Source organism: Nonomuraea sp. NPDC005650 (assembly GCF_040605375.1).
Classification (GTDB): Bacteria; Actinomycetota; Actinomycetes; order Streptosporangiales; family Streptosporangiaceae; genus Nonomuraea.
The window spans coordinates 79,242-99,137 of record NZ_JBEXCR010000050.1; the positions used below are offsets into that span (position 1 = coordinate 79,242).

Below are 19,896 nucleotides of genomic sequence, written 5' to 3' on the forward strand. Positions count from 1 at the left end.
CCCGTTCAGACCTCCGCGAGGGCGGCCGCGGCCGCCACGTTCATGCGCACGATCTCCAGCGCCAGGCCGTAGTCGATGTGCGCGAGGGTGTCGTTCGCCGTGTGCACGTTCCCGTTGCCCCGGTCGGCCCCCTCGATGGTCAGCACGGCCGGGATCGACGCGTCGATGAACGGGACGTGGTCGCTGGCGAACGGGTGGAGCGAGGTCTGGACGGCGAGCGAGGTGTAGGTGGCCGCGGCGGCGGCCAGGTCGTCGATGAGTGCTCGTGAGGTCTCCGAGCCTTCCAGGAGCACGGTGGGCGCGGGCGTGTTGAGCGTTCCGATCATGTCCATGTTGATGACCGCGCGGATGCGGTCTCGGTCGGCCCGCGCCAGCGCCTTGACGTACTGGCGGCTGCCGAAGAGGCCCTGCTCCTCCCCGCCGAAGAGGATGAGGCACAGGTCGTGCCCGGTCCGCCTGCCGGAGAAGACGCGGGCCAGCTCCAGCAGGCCCGCGGCCCCGCTGCCGTTGTCGTCGGCGCCGGGCGCCGACGCTGCCGGGCCGTCCACGGCGTTGACCGAGTCGATGTGGGCCGTGACCAGGACGCGGCCCCGCGGCTCCGCGCCCTCTCCCGCCCGCTCCGCGACGACGTTGAGGCTGGACCCCGAGCCGACGGTGATGGGCACGAGCGAGGTGGCGTACCCGAGCCCGTGCAGCAGGTCCCGGGCCTGCTCCGCGGCGGTCCTGAACGCGGGGCTCAGCGAGTGGCGGGTGCCGAGGGCCACCAGCGCCTGGAGGTTGGCCCGGTAGGCGTCCTCGTCCACCAGCTTCACCAGGTCCCGGACGGCGGGGTCCGGCGCGCGGCGGGCCGGGGTCACGGTCCGGTACACCGTGGTCCCGCCGGTCAGCGGGCGCATCCGGTAGCAGACGTCCTCGCGCGACGGCACGGCCCCGGCCCGCTCCGGGTCCGGCCCGACCACGAGGTAGCGGCCCTTGTCGACCAGGACGGGAATGTCGGGATGCGCGCGCTGGAACAGCCGGCCCACCTGGGTCACCAGATACAGGCCGGGGGCCTGCGCGGCCGGCTCCTCCAGGGCTAGCCCGGCGGGCCAGCGGTCGTCGTCCTCGGTCCAGCACAGCAGGGTGTCGCCCAGCCGGGCCCATTCGAGGCCGGGCACTTCCCCGGCCGCGACCTTGCCGTACTTCACCGGTGTCCTCCAGGGCTCGTTTCGCGACGACTCATTTCCTGAGCACTCGTTTCGCGACGGCTCGTTCGCGGAGGCTCGTTTCGCGCGGGCTCATTTGCGGGGGCTCATTTCGCGAAGGCGAGCTGGTCGTCCTCGCGGGACACGACGGTCAGGACGAACGGCCGGCCCGAACCCCCGGGAAAGGTGATCCGGATTCGGTCGGCGCTCTGGCGCTCCCAGTGGCCGATGATCTTCCTGGGCCGGTCGTCCGGCCCGGGGAGCCACTCGACGAAGGTCCCGTCGGAGCGGAACTCCATCCCGCGCCGCGGCTGCCGCGACGGCTTGAACGGGTACTCGTCCGGACGGTACACCGCCACCGCGTCGGTGTCCTCCTCGAAGGAGTGCGTCCAGGCTCCGACGACGTTCGGCGCTTCCTCGTTCATCGTGATGACGCTCACCGGACGTGCCGGTCGCCGGCCACCACGTTCAGCGCGGCGCGGGTGTCCTTCAGCACCTCTCGGAGCAGCTGCTCCAGGTCGCGCTGCGACCCGTTCCCGGTGAGCCGCGTCTCACCGGGGGAGGTGACGCCCACGGGGACGCGCTCCTCCGCCCGGCCGGCCAACTGCGGGACCAGGAAGGACGCCCGCGGGCCCTCCATGCAGGCGTTCATCCGCAGCGACTGGCCGCTCGTGAACATCATCATGCCGGGGTCGTCGGTGTAGTCCATGTAGTTCACGAACATGTCGCCGTTGGGGCCGTTGTTGCATGAAATATGGGGAAAGGTCGGCATTCCGGTGTTGTTGCCGGCCTGGTTCGGGGTGTCGGCCACCTTGTCGTCACCGCTGCACCCCTCGCCGTCGTCCCCCCAGATGTGGAAGAGGTTCAGCCAGTGGCCGATCTCGTGCGTCGCGGTCCGGCCCAGGTGGAAGGGCGGCGTCGCGGTGCCCGTGCTCCCGAAGGCGGAGTGGCGGATGACGACGCCGTCCGTGTCCGGCGGCCCGCCGGGGAACTGCGCGTAGCCGAGCAGCCCACCCGTCAGTTGGCACACCCACATGTTGAGGTACTGGTCGCTGGGCCAAGGGTCGGCTCCGCCGGTGGCGCTCGCCTTCACCAGGTCGTCGTGGGTGAAGCCCATCCGCTGGGTCTCCACGCGGACGATCCCGTCCGTCGGCTCCCCGTTCGGGCCACGGGTCGCGAGGTGGAACTCGATCATCGTGTCCGCCACCAGCGACTTCCAGACCGGCGGCACCTGCGTCACGTCGGGGTTGGTGGCCCGGTAGTCCTGGTTGAGGATCTCGATCTGGCTGTGGATCTGGTCGGCGCCGAGGTTCTGCTCGGGGCGGGCCGGGTTGTGGACGACGTGCACGACGACGGGGATGCTGATCACGCCGGTGCGGCTGACCATGCGGTTGCCGAGCCTGTACTGCGTCGCCTGGTTCTCGATGGACGCTCGCCGCGCGCGGTAGGACATGCTCTCGTTGAGCAACCGGCGGTGTACGGGCATCGTGCCGCACAGGTCTCGCGTGAGCGGTTCGGAAAATTCTGACTCGTCCATCATGATTTCCCCCAGGAGTGAAGCGAGGCAGGCCGCTCGTGCCGGATCGCGGTGCAGGGCGTGCCGCCACCCGGCCGGTCGGACGCTGATGCACTCGTACCGCGAACCGCCCGGTCGGAAGCCCAAAGGAGTGCATAGCTTCCGGCTCGGATCCACGCATCCGCCCCGCCCCTCGCCTCGCCCGTTGCCCCGCCCCGCGCCCCGGCCCGTACGTGCCGTCGGCCGGCGGATCGAGGCGTTGTGGGAGCATGACCCGCCCAAGACCGCCAGGACCATCGTCCAGTTCAAGGCGCCGCAGCTTCGCAAGCTCCTCGGTGGGCGCATCTGGACCAGCAGTTGACCCGGCTCCCGTCCCACCGGGCGGCTCGACGCATGACCGCCCGGCTTCTTCCGGGTTCGACCGGTCACGAGGTTTCCCGGCCGTCGGCCCAGAGGGCGGCGTAACGGCGCCCGGCCCCGCACACCTCGTAACCGTCTCCCTGGACAGAGCCTGGCCATGTGCGGAGGGTGGGGCCGGCCGCCGTGAGCGTAAAGGGTGGAAGCCCGAAGTGCGGACGGCACGCAGGCGACGCGCGCCCAGCCGAACCACCCCGCCCGGGCCCCGCCTCCAGGAGGCCGGCCGGATCACGGACGGCCCATAATTCTAATTACAAACCGCGCCCGTCCGAGTATCCTGTTTTCTCAAATGTCTCGGGGGATTAAGTAGCTTCACGGCCCACAGGGGGGATCTCCGTGGAACCTGCAGACGGTCGCGTCATTCTATTCATCATCATCGCGCTCGCCGTGTTCGCCCTCGGTCGCCGCTTCCAGACGATGATCATCATGCGTCAGGTCTGGAAGCAGAGCGCCAAGCAGGTCACAGCCAGGAAGGTAGTCGCGAACAACGCCGCGAGGTCGATGCTCGGGATCACCGTCCTCGCGATATTCGTGGTCTGGCTGGTGCTCAATCTCAACCGCGTAATGTGAAAAGCAATCAATAGCAATTGCGCGGCCGTTCGCAATCCTCCCGGCGACCCAGACGACCTATTTGCGGCGATTCCGTAGGGCCCAAGCCGTCAGCACGGCCGCTCCGGCGGCGGCCAGGCTGACGGCGCGCGTGAGGCGTACCGCGCGGCGGATGTCCTTGACGTCAGGCTCGGGCCCGTCGCCCATGGTCGGGCGGTGCTCGGTTCTGCCCTGGTAGACGTTCGTGCCGCCCAGGGTGACGCCGAGCGCCCCGGCGAACGCGGCCTCGCACCTGCCGGCGTTCGGGCTGGGGTGGCGGTGGCCGTCCCGCCTGAGCACCGCCAGGGCACGCCCGGGGTCCGGCCCGGTCAGGACCGTGAGCAGCCCCGTCACCCGGGCCGGTACGTAGTTCGCCACGTCGTCGAGCCTGGCCGCCGCCCAGCCGAACCGCTCGTAGCGCGGGGAGCGGTGGCCGACCATGGCGTCCAGCGTGTTGATCGCCCGGTACGCCAGCAGCCCCGGCACGCCCGCCACCGCGCCCCAGAGGAGCGGCGCCACGACGGCGTCGGAGGTGTTCTCGGCCAGCGACTCGACCGTGGCCCTGGCGAGTTCCTTGGCCTCGAGGTGGGAGGGGTCGCGGCCGCAGAGGTGGGGGAGCCGGGCCCTGGCGCGTTCCAGTTCGCCGCGTTCGAGGGCGTCCGCCATGTACTCGCCCTCGCGGGCGAGCGTGGTGCCGCCGAGCACCGCCCAGGTGGCGACGGCCGTGACGACGGTACGCGCGTGGGGGATCCGCTGTGCGAGAACACCGAGCGCGGCCGCGCCCCCGACACAGATGGCGACATGTGCCACTCCATGCGCCTTCTTGTCCGCGTACAGGGATTTCTCCACGCTCGCGGCGACACGCCCGAACACGGCGACCGGATGAGCGGCGCTCTGCGGGTCGGCGATCAGCCGGTCGAGGGCCACCCCGAGGGCGAGCCCCAGCGGGTCACACCAGGTGGGCATGGAGCTCGTCTTCGTGTGTGTCGAGCCAGGCCGCCGCGCGGCGGATGCGTTCGCCGGCGCCGCCCGCCCACATCTTCGCCCAGTTGCCGCCCGCCGAGGCGCGGGTTCGCATGACTTCGTAGGAGCGGTGGAAGCGGATCCTGGACAGGTCGAGGAGGCGGCGGCGGTCGCGGGGCGGCACCTCGTACGCGTCGCAGAACAGCCTCAGCCGCTCGCCCACGTCGAGGTTGCGGAGGAGCGGCGGCCGGTCGACGGGGTCGGCGATGGGGGCCCAGTGACGCAGCGTGGTGACGATGTCGAAGAGGCGCGTGGTGGGTCGGGCCAGATCGAAGTCGATCAGCGCGCGGGGCCTGCCATCGCGAAATATCACGTTTTCTGGCGTTAAATCGCAGTGTCCGATGACTTCTGGCGCTTTGTCGTCATTTGACCCGCCTTCCCAGCCCTTCAGGGACAGCGGGAACCCGACGGTCGCGTCATGATATTCCCGGAGCAACACCGCAAGCCCGGCCAGCGCGTCATCGCTCACGCTCTCGAGCCGCAACCCGGTCGTGCCCGGCACGTACGTGAGGATCTCGCGCCCGAGCCCGTCCATCCCCACCACCCGCGGCGCCCCCTCGAACCCGCGGGCCTCGAGGTGCCGGAGCAGCGCGTGCACGGCGGGTGTCGACGTACTGGCCGGTCTACGCACGGTGTCACCGACCCGTACCACCCCGTCAGTCACGTCCCCGCCCTGCAGTGGAATCTCATGCAGGAGCGTCGCGACCATGCCACGAGAGCTTAGACCCTTTTGCCCTACCCCCGCCCGGCCTTTTTCGCAGCTCGTGTGACGCGGCCCGGCCCTCTAACGTGGACTCCCATGCCGATCCTGCTCGCTCTGGCGGCGTTCCTCGTGACCCTCCTGGGCGGTCTGGTCGCCGCCCGCGTCGGTCCCCGCCGCCACCTGGTCCTCGGCGCCGCCGCGGGCGTGATGCTCGGCGTGGTCTCCTTCGACCTCCTCCCGGAGGCCCTGGCCCACGACGGGCTGCGGGTGTTCGGCGTGCCGCTGCCGATGCTGATGTTCGCCCTGGCGTTCCTGTCCATCCACATCGCCGAACGTTCGATGGCCATGCACGACGCCCACGAGACCGACTACGCCACCCACCGCCACGCCCACGCCGGCGTCGGCCTCGCCGCCGGCGCCGCCCTGGTCGTCCACAGCCTCCTGGACGGAGCCGCCATCGGCGCCGCGTACCAGACGGACGCCTCCCTGGCGGCGGCTGTGGCGACAGGAGTGATCGCTCACGACTTCACGGACGGCTTCAACACGTACACGGTCACATCCCTCTACGGCAACGCCCGCCGCCGCGCCCTCACCCTCCTCCTCCTGGACGCCCTGGCCCCCCTGACCGGCGCCACCCTGACCTCCCTTATCACCATCCCAGCCGGCGTCCTGAGCGCCTACCTGGGCCTTTTCGCCGGCTTCCTCCTCTACCTGGCCACCTCCGATATCCTCCCAGAGGCCCACACACCCCGCCGATCCACCGGCTGGACCCTTGCGGCTACGGTCTTGGGGACGCTGTTCATGTGGGGTGTGATCGGGCTGACAGGCTGACACGACGAAAACGTGTGCGTGACATGTCGCCGGATCATGCACAATAAGGCGGGAGCGCCCTTAGCTCAGCTGGATAGAGCACCGGACTTCTAATCCGTAGGTCGTAGGTTCGAATCCTACAGGGCGCGCTTTGATCATGTCCTGACCTGCGGTTTTGCGGGATCGGATGCGTTCTAGAATTTTCGTCTAGCGGTTGCGTGCTCCGTGCGTGCTCGCGCGCACCAACCCCGCACACACCATGATCCACTCACCGTCTCCGACTGCTGCGGGAAGAGCAGCGGCCCCGCCTCGCCACGAGCAGGTGGCGATTGCGGGGCCGGATGCTTAATCCGACTGTCAGCTCCTCAGCGAGATGACTTGCCCGGGTTCGGCCTGGTCTTCCTTGCCGAACAGCAAGGCCGCGGTCTTCTCGGCCGCAGCCGTGGCCACCTGCGGGTAGACGGAGGTGTAGGTGTCGGCGGTGAAGGCGCTGGAGGTGTGTCCCAGGGTTTCTTGTACCACCTTCATCTCCACTCCGGCGGCCAGCATGAGCGAGGCGGCGCCATGGCGGAGGTCATGGAGCCGGATGGGTGGCAGGCCGGCCAGGTAGGCCAGCCAGAGGAACTGGTCGGAGACGTGCTGGGGATGCAGGCGGCTGCCGTCGGGCTGGGTGAAGACGAACCCGCTGCCGGTCCACGCCTCGCCCATGGTCAGTCGTTCCTGGAGCTGCTGCTGCCGGTGGGCGCGCAGCACTTGAGCGGTGTCGGTGTCCAGTGCGATGGTCCGGACCGAGGCGTCGGTTTTCGGGGTGCCCTCATGAACCTCCCAGGCCAGCTGGACGAGTTGCCAGTTCACGGTCAAGGCCTGGCCGTCGAGGTCGACCTCCTTCCAGCGCAGCCCGCACGCCTCGCCCCGGCGTAGCCCGCGCAGCGCGATGAGCTGGTAGAGGGCGAACAGGCGGTGACGTCGTGCTTCTTCGAGGAACAGGCGGGTCTGGGCGGGCGTCCACACCATGACCGAGGAGGGACGGGTCACGCTGGTGTAGGCGTCGATCGGATCGACCCGCCGTCCACCCCGGCGTTGCTTCTCCCTCTCCCGGTACCTGCGGTAGTCCTGCTGCCAGGCGCGGACGCGGTCGTCGGTCCACACCAGCGGCTTGGGCCGGGTGTGGGCGGGCATCTCCAGCACGGCAGCGGGGTTGAAGTCGATCAGCCGGTCTTGCCGCATGGCCATGTTGAGCGCGTGGCGGAGGGTGGCGCGGATGCGGTGCATGGTGGCGATGCTGATCGGCCGCCGGTATTTGACGCTCGCCCGGACCGTCGGGTCGGGGTCGGCGCGGCGTTCGGCGATGGTGTCGTTGAACTCCTCGATCTGCTCGAACATCAACGCGATGTCGCTGACCTTGAGCTGATCCAGTCGCAGCCGCCCGAGATAAGGCGTGAGGTAGAGGCGGATGTGGCCCTCGTAGGAGCGGCGGGTGGTCTCCTCGATTTTCCGCTTGCGGTTGAGGAACTCCGCCAGCCACTGCTCGACGGTGATCTCCTGGGTCAGATGCTGCCCGGTCTTGATCTTGCGGCGGATGGTCTCCGCGTTCGGGAGGGTGTCGCTCTCGGCCAGCGTGCGTTTGATCAGGTCGGCGATCTGGGTGCGGGTGGCGGGCTCACGCGGGTCGGCCAGCGCGAGCAGGTCACGCACGTGGCCGAGTTCGTCTTTGGCAGCGTCCTGGGTGGCGAAGCCGCCGCGGCGCAGCGGCCCGCGCTGCTTGCCGCCGGGTCCGGGCGGGAGTTCGATCTGGTAGTTCCAGATGCCGTGCCGGTAGCTCCACCCGCCGTCGGAGCGGCGCAGCTTGGGGCATTTCTGCCCGAGCGCCTTGCCGTCGCTGTCGCGGCAGGAACAGCGTTTGAACGTGCGTCCCTCGGCCATCGTGGTGCCTGTCCTCTTCTCTTCGGTGCTGTTGGGTAGGGCTGGTGTGGCGGTGAGCAGGGGGAGCGGGGTGGCGCACGGCGCAGGGTTGCTGCCCCCGTCCCAAGCGGTTGGTGAAGGACTGGTCGCCCTGGTCAAAGGGCGCGCATTTGGATGTCCTGTTCCGAGCACTCATCCCGCGATGTCCCGCTCAGCCACGGCCCCGACAATCGCTGGACACGGGCGCACGGCGATCCTGTTGCCCGTGCCGCCGCCTGTATGGCGTGGAGCGCCGGGGTCGTCGTGTTCCCGTCCGGCGTGGCCGATGCGGTGGCGTGATCGGGCGAGCACGCCTGTGGTCGTCACCCGCCGCACTGATGGCCGCGCCGGACAGGGCGTATCGACGCCCACCTGGATGGCGACGGTCAAGGCCGAATCCGACGGTCGACGCCGGGCCGGGGCGCCGGCGGTCTCCACGCGGCGTCGCCGCCATCTCACCGCGTATTGCTTCTCGGAGGCGCCACCGAGTAAGGGCGGATCTGGCGCGCAGGAACGCACCCACCCGTGCAGGCGAGATGAGAGAGCCGTTTCAGCACGTCGGCCCGGAATGACCGTGCGGTCGCTGCTGATGGGTCTCATCGATCGGCAGTTGAGCGCCGTCGGTCGTGCTAGACGGTATGGCCCGCGGTCGCGATGCACGGCCGATGATGTCGTTCGGTGGTGTTGCGTTGTGGCGAGGTGGTGTCATGTTGGTACGGCCCGATCACCCGGGCCACCTGATCCCTGTCACCTTTCTAAATACCTGTGATCAGGCCCTGATTCGGACAGCAGACGAAGCAAAGGTTCGACCATGATTACCGGACAAAGCATGCATATCCGGTGCACACTCATCGTCCTCGATCGGCAGGGGCACCCTCGGGGCGGGGGCAACGGTCATGGTGGCATACAGGATGCGAGCGACGATGCGCGGGGAGTCGTGCCTGGGGATCAAAAGTCCGCGGCGCTCCATCTCGGACGGTGATGGATAATGTCACGCTCCGATGTTCATGCAGGTAGATGACCTGCGCATTGGGAGAGTGGTGGCTCTACGGCTGGCTTGCATAGTTTGAACTGGGCGGATAGCTCACGCTGCCTACGCTGTCTCAAAGATCATCCCGCATATATCCCCGCAACTGGGGAGGCTGGCTATCACGTCACTCGGTGGCAAGCGGACCCGAGCTTCCGGGCGGCCTGGAGTCTTATGACCGGATACCGCACGGGTTGTATCTGTCGCCTTGGGCCACTTTGCGTCTATCAGTGCATAGAGATCATCCTTGCCCGAATCTGTAAGCATTACATGATCAGCTTCTGGCAAACGACGTTATGACGATGGCGCTTCATGATCGCTTCCGAAGAGGTCTGCGACGACCCGGCAATGAGGTTGGCTCGGAACGATTGGCGGCAAAGCGTAGCAGGCGAAAGGCGCGCTCACTAACACGCTCAGAACCGAATAGTGCGGCTCCGCCCACGACGAAAATGATGGTGATCTCAACGAAGAACATGGCAAGGCCCATCCGGGGCTCCGCCCACCAGCCAGCCGCTGTCGCGGTGGCGGCCGTGCCAGCGGCAGTCATAGATACCCACCTGCTATGTGAGGAGGGCGGGAGGCTCGGTTCCATGCTTCAAGCGTGGAGGAGGTTGCGGTTGACCGGCGAACACCCAAGACACATCCGGACGGGCCATGGTCACCATGCAGGTGCCGCCCTACACTGCCCGATCACAGTGTCCGGTGACGCCGGACACTCCCAGACAGCAAGCTAGACCGACGGAGGAGTAATCGATGGATGGCAGCCTTGGTGACCCTCGGCTGAGCTTCGCTCGCCGGCTGCGTGCGCTGCTGCGGGTTGCCCAGCTCTCGATACGGGGGCTGGAACGGTTGAGTGCAACGACCATGGGCCTGGACGGAAAACCTGCAGGCCCGCTGCGTCGAGGCACTATCGCTGGGATGATCAGCGAGAAGCGGCCAACACGTCCGGAATGGGGCAACGTCACCGCTTTCATCCTGACCTGCCTCCGTCATGCCAAAGAGCATGGTCACCCCGTGGCTGAAGAACTGGCCGATCTGGAGGGCTGGAGGACAGCGTATCTGGAGCTGTTGGAGCAACTGGACGCTGACCGTTCGGGTTTGCGGGCCGCTCGCCAGGCTTTTGATCGAAAGCTTCGGCTATCTGCGCCACCTATAACGGACTGGGATGCGGCGGAACTCGGGATACATCAGGCAATTGGAGGCGGGCCGCTGCCCGAGTACATCCCGCGTGACCATGACGAACAAATTCGCAATCGACTCGATGCGCAGAACTCCTCCGGGCGACTGGTGGTAATCCAAGGAGGCTCTTCCACCGGGAAGACACGCTCGGCGTACGAGGCTGTGATGGCCAAGCTTCCTGAATGGAACCTGTTGTATCCCCGTACTGCTGCAGACCTTTCGGATGTGCTGGATCAAGGTATTCCATCCCGAACAGTCCTTTGGCTTAACGAGCTCCGCCACTACATCGAAGAGCCCATCGGTTGCGAGGCGTTTGGACGTCTATTCAACGTGCTCCGGCAGGGGGCCAAGATCATCCCCATAACAACACTTTGGCCAGATTACTGGACTCGGATCATGAACGAGCCCGATCCGGGCAGCCCAGATCCATACTTGCGCCCGCGCCTTATGCTCAGGGGAGTGGAGCCAATTAGGGTTGCAAATGAGTTCACAGCAGCAGAAATGGCTAGGCTGAGGCAGCTGGCAAGAACGGATATCGTGTTGTCTAAAGCGACCACTACGGCGCATAGGGAGGGGGCGTCTAATCAGATTATTCAAGCCCTTGCGGGGGCACCCGACCTCCTTAAGCACTACTATGATGAAGGTGGGGATGCATACGGCCGTGCGTTGATCACGGCGGCCATAGATGCGCGTAGACTCGGGTACGAGGGGCTGCTCTCTGTCGAGCTCCTCGATGCCGCCACGCAGAACTATCTCACCGATCTTCAACGGGCCGGTGCTCCAACTAACTGGTTTTCACCTGCTCTGTCCTATGCCGGAAAAGCGCTTAAGGGTGCGATTCGTGCACTTGAACCAGTTCCGCCTCCGGCGGGCATGGGGATCTCAGGTTATCGTTTGGCCGATTATCTTGAACAACACGGTACTGAAGCGCGTGATTCGCTGATTGTTCCCGCTGGCATGTGGACTGCCCTCATCGAACACACAACGAACTCTCAGGATCAGATTCGAATTGCGAGTTCGGCCGCTGATCGAGGGCTGTACCAGGTATCTGCTCGACTATATCAGCTCGCTGCGGAGAGTGGAGATCCGTTCGCCGCGCGTGAGCTTGCTGTACATCTCGAAAGAATCGGGCGAATTGAGGAAGCTATCGTTTGGCTGCGTCAGGCGGCTGACGGTGGAGATACTGATGCGGCTCGGGATCTAATCAAAATCTTGGAGAAAATTGGGCGAAACGAAGATGCTATAGAGCGGCTGTTCGAGATGGTCGATTCTGGTGAGACTTCCGCTATTGCCAAACTTGCTGATCTCCTGGAGAGGTCTGGTCGAATTATGGAAGCTGAAGCCTGTCTGCACCGGGCCATTGAGGAGGGAGAAGTCGGCCTGAGGTGGCAGCTAACCTCAATGATGGATCGGCATGGATCGGTGGAGGACGATCTCGAAATCTGGTACCGATGGGTTGAATCGGGAAAAGTATTCGCAATGTGGGATCTAGCCGATTTTATGGTGGACGAAGGAAATGATGATGTTGTGGATTACTGGGTCCGTCGTGCTATTAGCGCTACTCGCGTCTCCGGTGCGCTCGACATGGTCTCTCTGTCTCAGAGGTTGCGAGGGCTGGGTCGGATAGGTGAGGCCGAGGAATGGCTAAGACGTGCCGCGGACATCGGTGATTTGTATGCTCAATCTGAGCTAGCCAATCTACTGGAGTCAACTGGGAGGACAGATGAAGCTAAGATCTGGTGGGGTAAGGTGGTCGACTCAAAGCCGCCTGTTGAACGCATGGACTATTTGGAAATGATAGGTGCAGCTATTGCGTCGGAGAATGCCGGACGCACCGAAGCTGCGGAAACGTTGTGGAGACGCGTAGGGGAGCTCGTGCCTGATGCTCTCTGGGGTCTAGTGGGTATGTGGGACCGAACAGGACATAGTGATGAAGCCGAAAATTGGATACGTCGTTCGGCGGTATCTGGTGACGCGAACGCCATGTACTTCCTGGCTAAGCGGATTGAAAAGAGTGGCAGTGCCGAGGAAGCGGAGTCGTGGTTGCGCCGGGCTGCCGACGCAGGCTACGACGCTGCCATTAAAGACATGGCTACGAATCTTGAGAATATGGGGCGATTTAGCGACGCTCAGACATGGTTGCGTCGTTCTGCAGAGGCTGGCAACGTCTCTGCTCTTGTGCATCTAGTTTCTCGATACAAGGTCGAGGGTGACCTAGATATCATAGAGAGAGATTTGCGTCACGCTGCTGTAGCGGGCCGGGCGGATGCCCTGAGCGCATTGAAGAAGCTTCTAGAAGACAATGGAAGATCTGAGGAAGCCGACCTACTAGAACGCTTCGGAATTGAACCCGGCGGAGATACTTCACAACCGTGGTAGCCGTCCGCTGTAGATCATGGTTCCGTTCTTAACGGAGTGCTGGTCGGTGATGACCGTACGAGCTGCTGTGTCACTGCGGTACCCCCTGTGGAACCACGCCGGCGCTCCACCGACCTTCATCCATGTAAGACGGGAATGGCCTCCGGGCAAGACGTGTGCCCCTGGCTCACCGATGAGTACGTCAAGGCGATAGCCAATCCCTCGCGGCTCTTGTTTGAGGATGGTCGGGGCCAAGGGTCGCCTCTGAGACGGCGAGCGCCCGCAGAAACAGTGGTGTTGCTTCTTCTGGTCTACCTGCATCCCTCAAGCTTGCCGCTAGGTTCATCAGCCGGATAGCGACTGATGGATGGCTAGGACCAAGTGCAGCCTCCATGATGGCTAGGGCCCGCTCCTCTAATGGCACCGCTTTTTCTGGCATTCCTAGCTCATAAAAAGTCAACGCCAGGTTGCCTAGCCGGATAGCAACCCGTGGGTGATCGAAGCCTAGGGCCGATTCGGTGAGACTTAGCGCTCGCTCCTCCAGCGGCACCGCCTCGCTAAGATTACCCAACTCTCGAAGGCTTACCGCCAAATTCCCCAGAGAGAGCGCTACGCGTGGATGTTCAGGCCCTAGCGCTGCCTCGGTTGTGGCAAGTGCGCGTGCCAACAGTGGGACCGCCTCGTGTACCCTGCCTAGGCTATGCAGGCTTAATCCCATGTTTCCTAGGCATCCTGCCACATCTGGATGATCAGGGCCGAGCGCCTTCTCCAAAATGGTCAGCGCTCGCTCTTCTAATGGCACTGATTCTCCGGGCCTGCCCAACTCTCGAAGACTGCCAGCAAGATTCATTAGGCACACCGCCACACTCGGGTGCTCAAGGCCTAGCGCGGCCTCCTTGATTGTGAGTGCACGGGTAAACAAGGGAACTGCGTCTCCCGGTCGTCCCAGCATGCGTAGAGTCGTGGCAAGATTTCCAATGGGCCCTGCTACATCCGGATGGTCAGGACCGAGCGTTTTCTCCGTGATGACGAGTGCCCGCTGCTCCAAGGGCAACGCCTCGCCTGGCCTACCGAGGTCGCGCATGATCGCAGCGAGACGCAGCAGTAAGACCACAGGCTCCGTGTGATCGGAGGCGAATACGGTCTCGGTGATTGCCATGGCTCGCCTCGCCATGGCTAACGCCTCTGCCGGTCTTCCCAGCATGCGTAGGGTTTCAGCGAGATTTCCCAGACAGACCGTCAGCTTCGGGTGCTCGCTACCAAGTATCGCCTCAGCGATGGCTAGTGCCCGGGTGGCGTAGGCGTAAGCCTGCTGATAGTGGCCCTGGGATCTGAGGGCAAAAATCCCTGCCCCGTTAAGGAGAACACCTAATCCCTCGGGTTCGTTTCCGCTTTCAAACCTGGAGCACAGAGCGTCGATATGCGGTATCAGCTTCTTCCAGAGCGGCCATCCGGACGGATCATCTGCGGAATTGCCGGCCACACTATCGATCAGGCCGTAAAGGGCGGCCTCCCTGGCTTCTTCCTGACAGGAGTTGTCGTAGGTAAACCGGAGGAGCACAACTGCTTGGAGAAGCCTATGGATGCTGACTGTTTCCGTGTGTCCTTCTCCTGAACGGCTGATCATGCTATAGGAGGTGAGGATCCGCAGCTCTTCTGAGATCTCTTCTGTTGCGGCATGTTCCAGCACCACACGCGGGACATTGTCTGGTGCAAGATGCGCTATAATCCGCAACACGTGTTCGGTATTCAGATTATGGGTTCGGTCTAAGTATTGGAGTGCGACCAAATGTAGTTCCCATAAGCGCGCGATTGTCCGCTCGGCTCTCGTTCCGAACGCTGTCTGAGTGTACATTCGGTTAGGCTGCTCATGCAGCTGTTGTAGGTAGTATTTTAGGCTAAATGTTCGTTCCTGGCAGATGAATGCGGCGGCCTGCTCTAGCGCCAATGGTAGATATCCCAGTTCGTGGGCGATCTGCTCGGCATATACGATCTCTGCTGCGTCTGTCCGTTCACTCACCGCAACAATTAATTGGGTAGCCGCCTCGCGACTGAGTAGGTCTAGGGTATGCACATGGGCGCCTGCCCAGTATGCGTCGCGGCGGGTGGTGATGATTACGTGACCGTTGGGATGGGTGAGTAGGTCGAGCCATTCTTCTGCGTCGGCAGGATCTTCCAGATTGTCCAAGACCACTAACCAGCCGGCATGCATCTGTAGCCATCTGGCCGCCCACCTGGCCGCATGCTCCGTGTCACTAGCCAGTGTGATCGGCGGATGCAAGGTCTCCGCTAGCCCTGCCAGTCCCTGCAGGATCCGGGTGCGCGTATCGGCGGTGATCCACACCATCACCTCATACCGGTCTCGATAACGGGCACCGTACTGGCGGACAAGCTCCGACTTGCCGATGCCGCCCATACCGTAGATGACCTGCTGCGCGATCATCGGCCGGACATCCGCTGCTGCCCTGCCCGCGGTGCTTAGTGCCTCGGCCAGTTCATCGAGATTATTGTCCCGGCCAACGAACACCGTTGACCGGGGCCATTCAAAAGGGCGGACATCCCGCGCCTCCACCTCAGCTGGCGATCTGATCTCCGCATGAATGTGACGGTTGTCGATCGGCGAATTCGCACCCGTCGTAAAGGGCGCGTTGACATTCCCGCCTACGGCCACGCCACCGTGGGATGCCTTTACGTGAACCCGTTCAGGAGCCTCCGCTTCGCGCAGCATCTGGCGAATCTCTGCAGCTAGCTCCGGATCTGCTCCCAAAGCCCTGCGTATCTGCACCCGTAGAGCTGCCTGGAGATCCTCATCCTCCGGATTGTCTCCAAGCTCTACGATCTCGGGCGGGGTCTCCTCCTGCTGGCGGGAGCCGAAGATCTGTCGGAGCATTCTCTGCCCCCAACTCACGGTGCTGTCCGCTGCCTGCTCTTGAGCTCTGGCCAGGACGGCAGCTCCGTAGGCCCCCACGGCGGAGCCTACGTACGGCCATATCTGTCCGACCAGTGCAGGAAGATCTTCGCCAGCCATACCCATCCTTTAGCGATTCCGGCGCCCTTGTCGGCGTATCACAGCCCGTTCGTGGCAATCTAACGCGTATCTGACCAACCCGCGCGCGTAAGTGGCATATGCGCCGAAACACCATTGGTGTCAAGCCGGCCGCACTACCGTCTCGGCTCCCTGCCCTGACAAAACGGCTGGTACTACGTCGAAGTCGCCTACGGAGGAGCGGGGGCTTTCGGTCGCCGTGTCGGTTGACCGAGCAGCAGATGGCATGCCTGGAATACGCGTTGGACGCCGGGCGGTGTCGTTTGTAGACCGTGATCCAGGAGCCGAACGGTTCGGGCAGGGCCCGCCAGGGTAGCCCGGTGCGGGCCCGGTGTAGCACGCCATTGATCGTCGTGCGGTGGTCGTTCGATCGCCCGCCCCGTTGGCCGCCCTCGGGCAGCAGCGACTGGAGTCGCTCCCACTCGGCGTTCGTTAAGTCACCACGTCCCATGAACTGATCGTGACAACATCGCCACGATCAGTCAGCAGATCTAAGAAACAGCTCTTAGGCGGAACACGATCAGGCTCATCCTCCCTTGCAGGAGGACTCGCAGCGGTGCCCGTCCGGTCTTACGGGTGGGCACTGTTCTATCTGGAGCTTTCAGCCCACATGGAGCGGTTCGGGGCGGTCGGCCGTGGTGGTGATCAAATGGTTGTGGAGGAACGCGCTGATGGCCTCGTACGCGGTCAGTTCGTTGGCGCGGTTGGTGAAGCCGTGTCCTTCGTCGGGGTAGATGTCGTAGCGGACTTCGACGCCGCGTTCGCGCAGCTGGGCGACGATCTGGTCGGATTCGGCTTGGGGGACGCGTGGGTCATGGGCTCCTTGGAGGACGAACAGGGGAGCGTTGATGCCGTCGGCGTGGGTGACGGGGCTGCGTGCCAGGAGGTGTTCGGCGCGCGTGTCAGGGGCGCCGAGGACTGTGGCGACAAAGGTCTTCCAGGTGGGGGGCGACGCCTTCGCCAGGGTGAGTAGGTTACTCGGACCGCACATGGAGACGCCCGCAGCCCAGGGGTAGGGGAGACGGGCCAGGCAGGACAGAGCAGCGAAACCACCGTAGGAAGCGCCCATGACGGCGAGGCGGTTCGGGTCGGTCCAGTCGAGGGTGTGGAGGTACTTGACGGCGTGGTCCAGGTCGTCAAGGTCGATGCCGCCCCAGTCGCAGTAGATGAGCTTCTGATGCGCGGTGCCGTAGCCGGTGGATCCGGCGAAGTTGGGGGCCAGGATGGCGATGCCCTGATGGAGAAGATGCTGGTAGAGACCAGAGCGAGCATAGAGCGGGCGTTCCTGGGATTCCGGACCGCCGTGGATGGACAGCAGGACCGGGTGAGGGCCGGGGCCGTCCGGCCGGTAGAGCAGAGCGTGGACGTCGCGTCCGTCGCGAGCCGGGTAGGTGATCAGCTCGGGGGCGACGGGGTCGATGACGTGCAGTGCCGGAGGGCGGGTGTCGGTGAGGTAGCGGAACTCGTGGCGGGCTAGATCCAGGACCGCTATTTCCGCCGGCCTCGCCGCGGAGTTGATCAGGACGACCGCGAAGGAGGCGTCAGGCGCCAGGGACAGCGCGGAGATGACGCCGGGCGGGATGCCGGGCAGCGCGATGGGGCTGCCGTCGCGGTCGGCGTGCAGGCGGGAGCTTGTGCGGTGCCAAAACGCGGACACTGCTGCTGAGCTGGGCGTTTGCCGGGTGATCAGGCTGCTCTGTGGTACTCGTTGATCAGGCCTGCGGCGGTCCTTCGACGGTGGATCCGGGAAGTCATGTCGATCACCTTGCTGGGATCGTGCAACGGCGGGCGAAGCGAACGGCCCTGATGCGGGCGATGATGGTTGAAGTGGTGTTCGTACTCGGCCAGGACCTTACGCAGGTGCCGCTCACCATGGATGAGTAGGTGATCGAGGCACTCACGGCGTAGCGTTCCCACGAACCGCTCCGCGAACGCGTTCGCTCGTGGCGACCGGACGGGCGTCTTGATGACCCGCACGCCATTGGCGGTGAACACCTCATCGAACGAGCGGGAGAACTTGCCGTCACGGTCTCGGATGAGAAACCTGAAGGCGTCGGCGCGCTCGTCCAGGTCCATCAGCAGGTTCCGGGCTTGCTGGGTGGTCCAAGCGCCGGTCGGGTTGGAGGTGAGGCCCAGTAGGTGTATGCGGCGTGTCTCGATCTCCATGACGAAGAAGACGTACAGGCGTTTGAGGAACACGGTGTCGATGTGCAGGAAGTCGCAGGCCAGGATGCCGGAGGCATGGGAGGTGAGGAACTGTCGCCAGGTCGGTGAGGTCTGGCGTGGCGCTGGGCCGAGGCCGGCCGCGGTGAGGATGCGGCGGATGGTGCCCTCCCCGATCCGATGGCCGAGGCCGAGCAGTTCGCCCTGGATCCGCCGGTGCCCCCATCGTGGATTCTCTCTGGCCAGCCGGATGACCAGCTCACGCAGTTCGTCCGGGATCGGCGGACGCCCGGTCGCGTTCGGGTAGGTCCAGCGTTGGCTGACCAGCTGTCGGTGCCAGGCCAACAAGGTGCCCGGCGTCACGATCCGATGGAGACGTAGCTGCGTGGGCAGTAGTCGCGCCAGCGCGGCCAGCAGCGCTCGGTCGGCCCAGTCTGGTCGTGGCCGGGAGACCTGACGATGCAGGACGGCGACCTCATGACGCAGCACCAAGATCTGCACGTCCTTGGAGGTGTCGTCCCGCGTGAGAAGCGTCAACCAGCCGAACAACCGGACCATCAGCAGATACAGCAGGCGTAGAAACACGAGTGCCGAGGATAGAAGGCCAGGCCAGATGCCATGGACAAGTTTTTGGCACCGCACAGGCGGGTGCGCACCGCTCCCGGCCCCTATCCACCAGGTTCGAGCCGGTCTCGCGTTGAGGGACGTAATGACGACGGTTCCTCGCGTACTCCTTTCCGCCTTGCTCACCGGACCCGCACCATCTGGCAGTACTGGCACGTCCCGGCTTTGTCAGGGCCGCTTGCCGCCCTCCCCAGCATCACCCGGATCGAGCTGCCCTCAGCTTCCCCGCCCTGCCACGACAGGACGGACGACGAAGGTCTTGCACCTTCGTACGGACCGTCAACGCCTCACGGCGCACGTCTCGCCCGCGAAATATTTGGCTGCCTTGCGGAGGATGTCGCGTTCCAGCTCCAGTTCCCGGATCCGGGCCTTGAGCTGCTTGTTCTCGGCTTCTAGCACGTCGTCGGAGGATAGCGGGCCGCCAGCCGGTTCCTTGGCCTGCCTCTTCCTCTGTTTGGCTCCGGCGGTGTCGTTCGCGCGGGCCTCGCGCACCCATAGATGTAGCGTCTCGGGGTGCACGCCGAGGTCCCGGCCCACCGACGCGTAGGTGCGGGACGGGTCAGACAGGTACAACGCGACGACGTCCGCCTTGAACTCCGGCGGATACGACTTCATCGCCACGTGGAACTCCTTGCCTCCGGATGTCCATCATCCGGCATTCAAGGTGTCCACACCTCAGGGGGAAGGCCCAAGGCCAGGTAGTTAAGGCTTTCGCGGTGCTGTCAAGACGTGTTCTCAGGACATAAGGACGGAGATCCAGTAGAACGGTGATCTTCCACAACCAGCCGTCGAAGAACTGGATCTCCGTTGATTGCCGAGTATGCCAGCTCTGCTGTTTCCCGCGCTGTCGAGACGGACTCTTCGTCCCGCCCAGCGGCCGGGCGATTGTTCGCTCCCGAGCATTTGGGGGAGCTGACCGCGCTCGTACCGGTCGAACTCGTCGATGCGGTCCTGGAGGAGACCCGCGGCGTTCAGCGCCGTCTGCGCGCTCTGCCCTCGCGTGTCGGGGTCTACTTCCTGCTGGCGATGTGTCTGTTCTCCGAGGTCGGCTACCTGCTGGTCTGGCAGAAACTGACAACCTCGCTGACCGCCTTGCCTGCCGTGACACCCACCGCCAAAGCGCTGCGTGACCTGCGCCGCAGAGTCGGCGGCGCGCCGATGCAGCGCCTGTTCGAGGTGCTGAGCGGGCCGCTGGCTCAGCCCCGAACTCCAGGAACGCGGTTGGGTGTAGCTCGCGCTCAGGGACTGTCTGACCTGGATTGTTGATGTCTATCAGAGGAGCTGCGGCTACCTCCGTCGCGGGTCTGGATGGTCACA

Annotated in this window: 14 protein-coding genes, 1 tRNA gene and 2 pseudogenes; 6 read left to right on the top strand and 11 right to left on the bottom strand. The window is 64.7% G+C overall.

The window, feature by feature from the left end; translation table 11 throughout:
• Nucleotides 1-5: 5 nt before the first annotated feature.
• The 3 genes from ABZS69_RS54865 to ABZS69_RS54875 all read right to left on the bottom strand — a co-directional run bounded on the left by ABZS69_RS54865 (nucleotide 6) and on the right by ABZS69_RS54875 (nucleotide 2,724).
• Entirely contained in the window at nucleotides 6-1,187 is a 1,182-nt protein-coding gene (locus ABZS69_RS54865; RefSeq protein WP_355389235.1) for a M28 family metallopeptidase, read from the bottom strand.
• A 104-nt stretch (nucleotides 1,188-1,291) separates the two neighbouring features.
• On the bottom strand, nucleotides 1,292-1,609 hold the full coding sequence (locus ABZS69_RS54870) for a hypothetical protein (RefSeq protein ID WP_355389236.1): 318 nt from the start codon (nucleotides 1,607-1,609) through the stop codon (nucleotides 1,292-1,294).
• Nucleotides 1,610-1,620: 11 nt separating this feature from the next.
• Entirely contained in the window at nucleotides 1,621-2,724 is a 1,104-nt protein-coding gene (locus tag ABZS69_RS54875) for a zinc metalloprotease (protein ID WP_355389238.1), read from the bottom strand.
• 181 nt (nucleotides 2,725-2,905) lie between these two features.
• Between ABZS69_RS54875 and ABZS69_RS54880 the strand changes: the two genes are divergently transcribed.
• Together ABZS69_RS54880 and ABZS69_RS54885 are read left to right on the top strand one after the other, a co-directional pair.
• Nucleotides 2,906-3,061, top strand: a complete 156-nt coding sequence (locus tag ABZS69_RS54880; protein ID WP_355389240.1) for a hypothetical protein — start codon at nucleotides 2,906-2,908, stop codon at nucleotides 3,059-3,061.
• Between the two features lie 392 nt (nucleotides 3,062-3,453).
• Complete coding sequence (locus ABZS69_RS54885; protein ID WP_355389242.1) at nucleotides 3,454-3,687, top strand: hypothetical protein; 234 nt, start codon at nucleotides 3,454-3,456, stop codon at nucleotides 3,685-3,687.
• A 57-nt stretch (nucleotides 3,688-3,744) separates the two neighbouring features.
• Here the strand turns inward: ABZS69_RS54885 and ABZS69_RS54890 are convergent, their stop codons facing one another.
• A complete protein-coding gene (locus ABZS69_RS54890; RefSeq protein ID WP_355389243.1) occupies nucleotides 3,745-4,671 on the bottom strand; it encodes a cobalamin biosynthesis protein in 927 nt (308 codons plus the stop codon).
• Nucleotides 4,655-5,437, bottom strand: coding sequence for a phosphotransferase (locus ABZS69_RS54895; protein ID WP_355389245.1), 783 nt, complete (start codon nucleotides 5,435-5,437; stop codon nucleotides 4,655-4,657). The genes ABZS69_RS54890 and ABZS69_RS54895 overlap by 17 nt, the downstream gene beginning before the upstream one ends.
• Before the next feature lie 90 nt (nucleotides 5,438-5,527).
• On the opposite strand from ABZS69_RS54895, the gene ABZS69_RS54900 reads away from it, so the two are divergent.
• Entirely contained in the window at nucleotides 5,528-6,262 is a 735-nt protein-coding gene (locus tag ABZS69_RS54900; RefSeq protein ID WP_355389247.1) for a permease, read from the top strand.
• A gap of 54 nt (nucleotides 6,263-6,316) precedes the next feature.
• Nucleotides 6,317-6,390, top strand: a tRNA-Arg gene (locus ABZS69_RS54905).
• Between the two features lie 208 nt (nucleotides 6,391-6,598).
• Here ABZS69_RS54905 and ABZS69_RS54910 read toward each other — a convergent pair.
• Nucleotides 6,599-8,164, bottom strand: coding sequence for a tyrosine-type recombinase/integrase (locus tag ABZS69_RS54910; protein WP_355389249.1), 1,566 nt, complete (start codon nucleotides 8,162-8,164; stop codon nucleotides 6,599-6,601).
• Between the two features lie 1,798 nt (nucleotides 8,165-9,962).
• Between ABZS69_RS54910 and ABZS69_RS54915 the strand changes: the two genes are divergently transcribed.
• Nucleotides 9,963-12,767: a hypothetical protein gene (locus tag ABZS69_RS54915; RefSeq protein WP_355389251.1), complete on the top strand. Its 2,805-nt coding sequence runs from the start codon at nucleotides 9,963-9,965 to the stop codon at nucleotides 12,765-12,767.
• Nucleotides 12,768-12,948: 181 nt separating this feature from the next.
• Here the strand turns inward: ABZS69_RS54915 and fxsT are convergent, their stop codons facing one another.
• The 5 genes and pseudogenes from fxsT to ABZS69_RS54940 all read right to left on the bottom strand — a co-directional run.
• A complete protein-coding gene (gene fxsT, locus ABZS69_RS54920) occupies nucleotides 12,949-15,774 on the bottom strand; it encodes an FxSxx-COOH system tetratricopeptide repeat protein (protein WP_355389253.1) in 2,826 nt (941 codons plus the stop codon).
• Between the two features lie 277 nt (nucleotides 15,775-16,051).
• A pseudogene (locus ABZS69_RS54925) lies at nucleotides 16,052-16,243 on the bottom strand (transposase); the annotation flags it as partial.
• Between the two features lie 150 nt (nucleotides 16,244-16,393).
• The gene (locus tag ABZS69_RS54930) at nucleotides 16,394-17,449 is read right to left on the bottom strand and encodes a prolyl oligopeptidase family serine peptidase (RefSeq protein ID WP_355389255.1); all 1,056 of its coding nucleotides are present in this window, start codon (nucleotides 17,447-17,449) and stop codon (nucleotides 16,394-16,396) included.
• A gap of 29 nt (nucleotides 17,450-17,478) precedes the next feature.
• Nucleotides 17,479-18,540 carry an integrase core domain-containing protein gene (locus ABZS69_RS54935; protein WP_355389257.1) on the bottom strand — a complete coding sequence of 354 codons (1,062 nt, stop codon included), beginning with the start codon at nucleotides 18,538-18,540 and terminating at the stop codon, nucleotides 17,479-17,481.
• Nucleotides 18,541-18,882: 342 nt separating this feature from the next.
• Nucleotides 18,883-19,200, bottom strand: a pseudogene (locus ABZS69_RS54940) (transposase); the annotation flags it as partial.
• Between the two features lie 186 nt (nucleotides 19,201-19,386).
• On the opposite strand from ABZS69_RS54940, the gene ABZS69_RS54945 reads away from it, so the two are divergent.
• Complete coding sequence (locus ABZS69_RS54945; protein ID WP_355389259.1) at nucleotides 19,387-19,845, top strand: transposase domain-containing protein; 459 nt, start codon at nucleotides 19,387-19,389, stop codon at nucleotides 19,843-19,845.
• Nucleotides 19,846-19,896 lie beyond the last annotated feature (51 nt).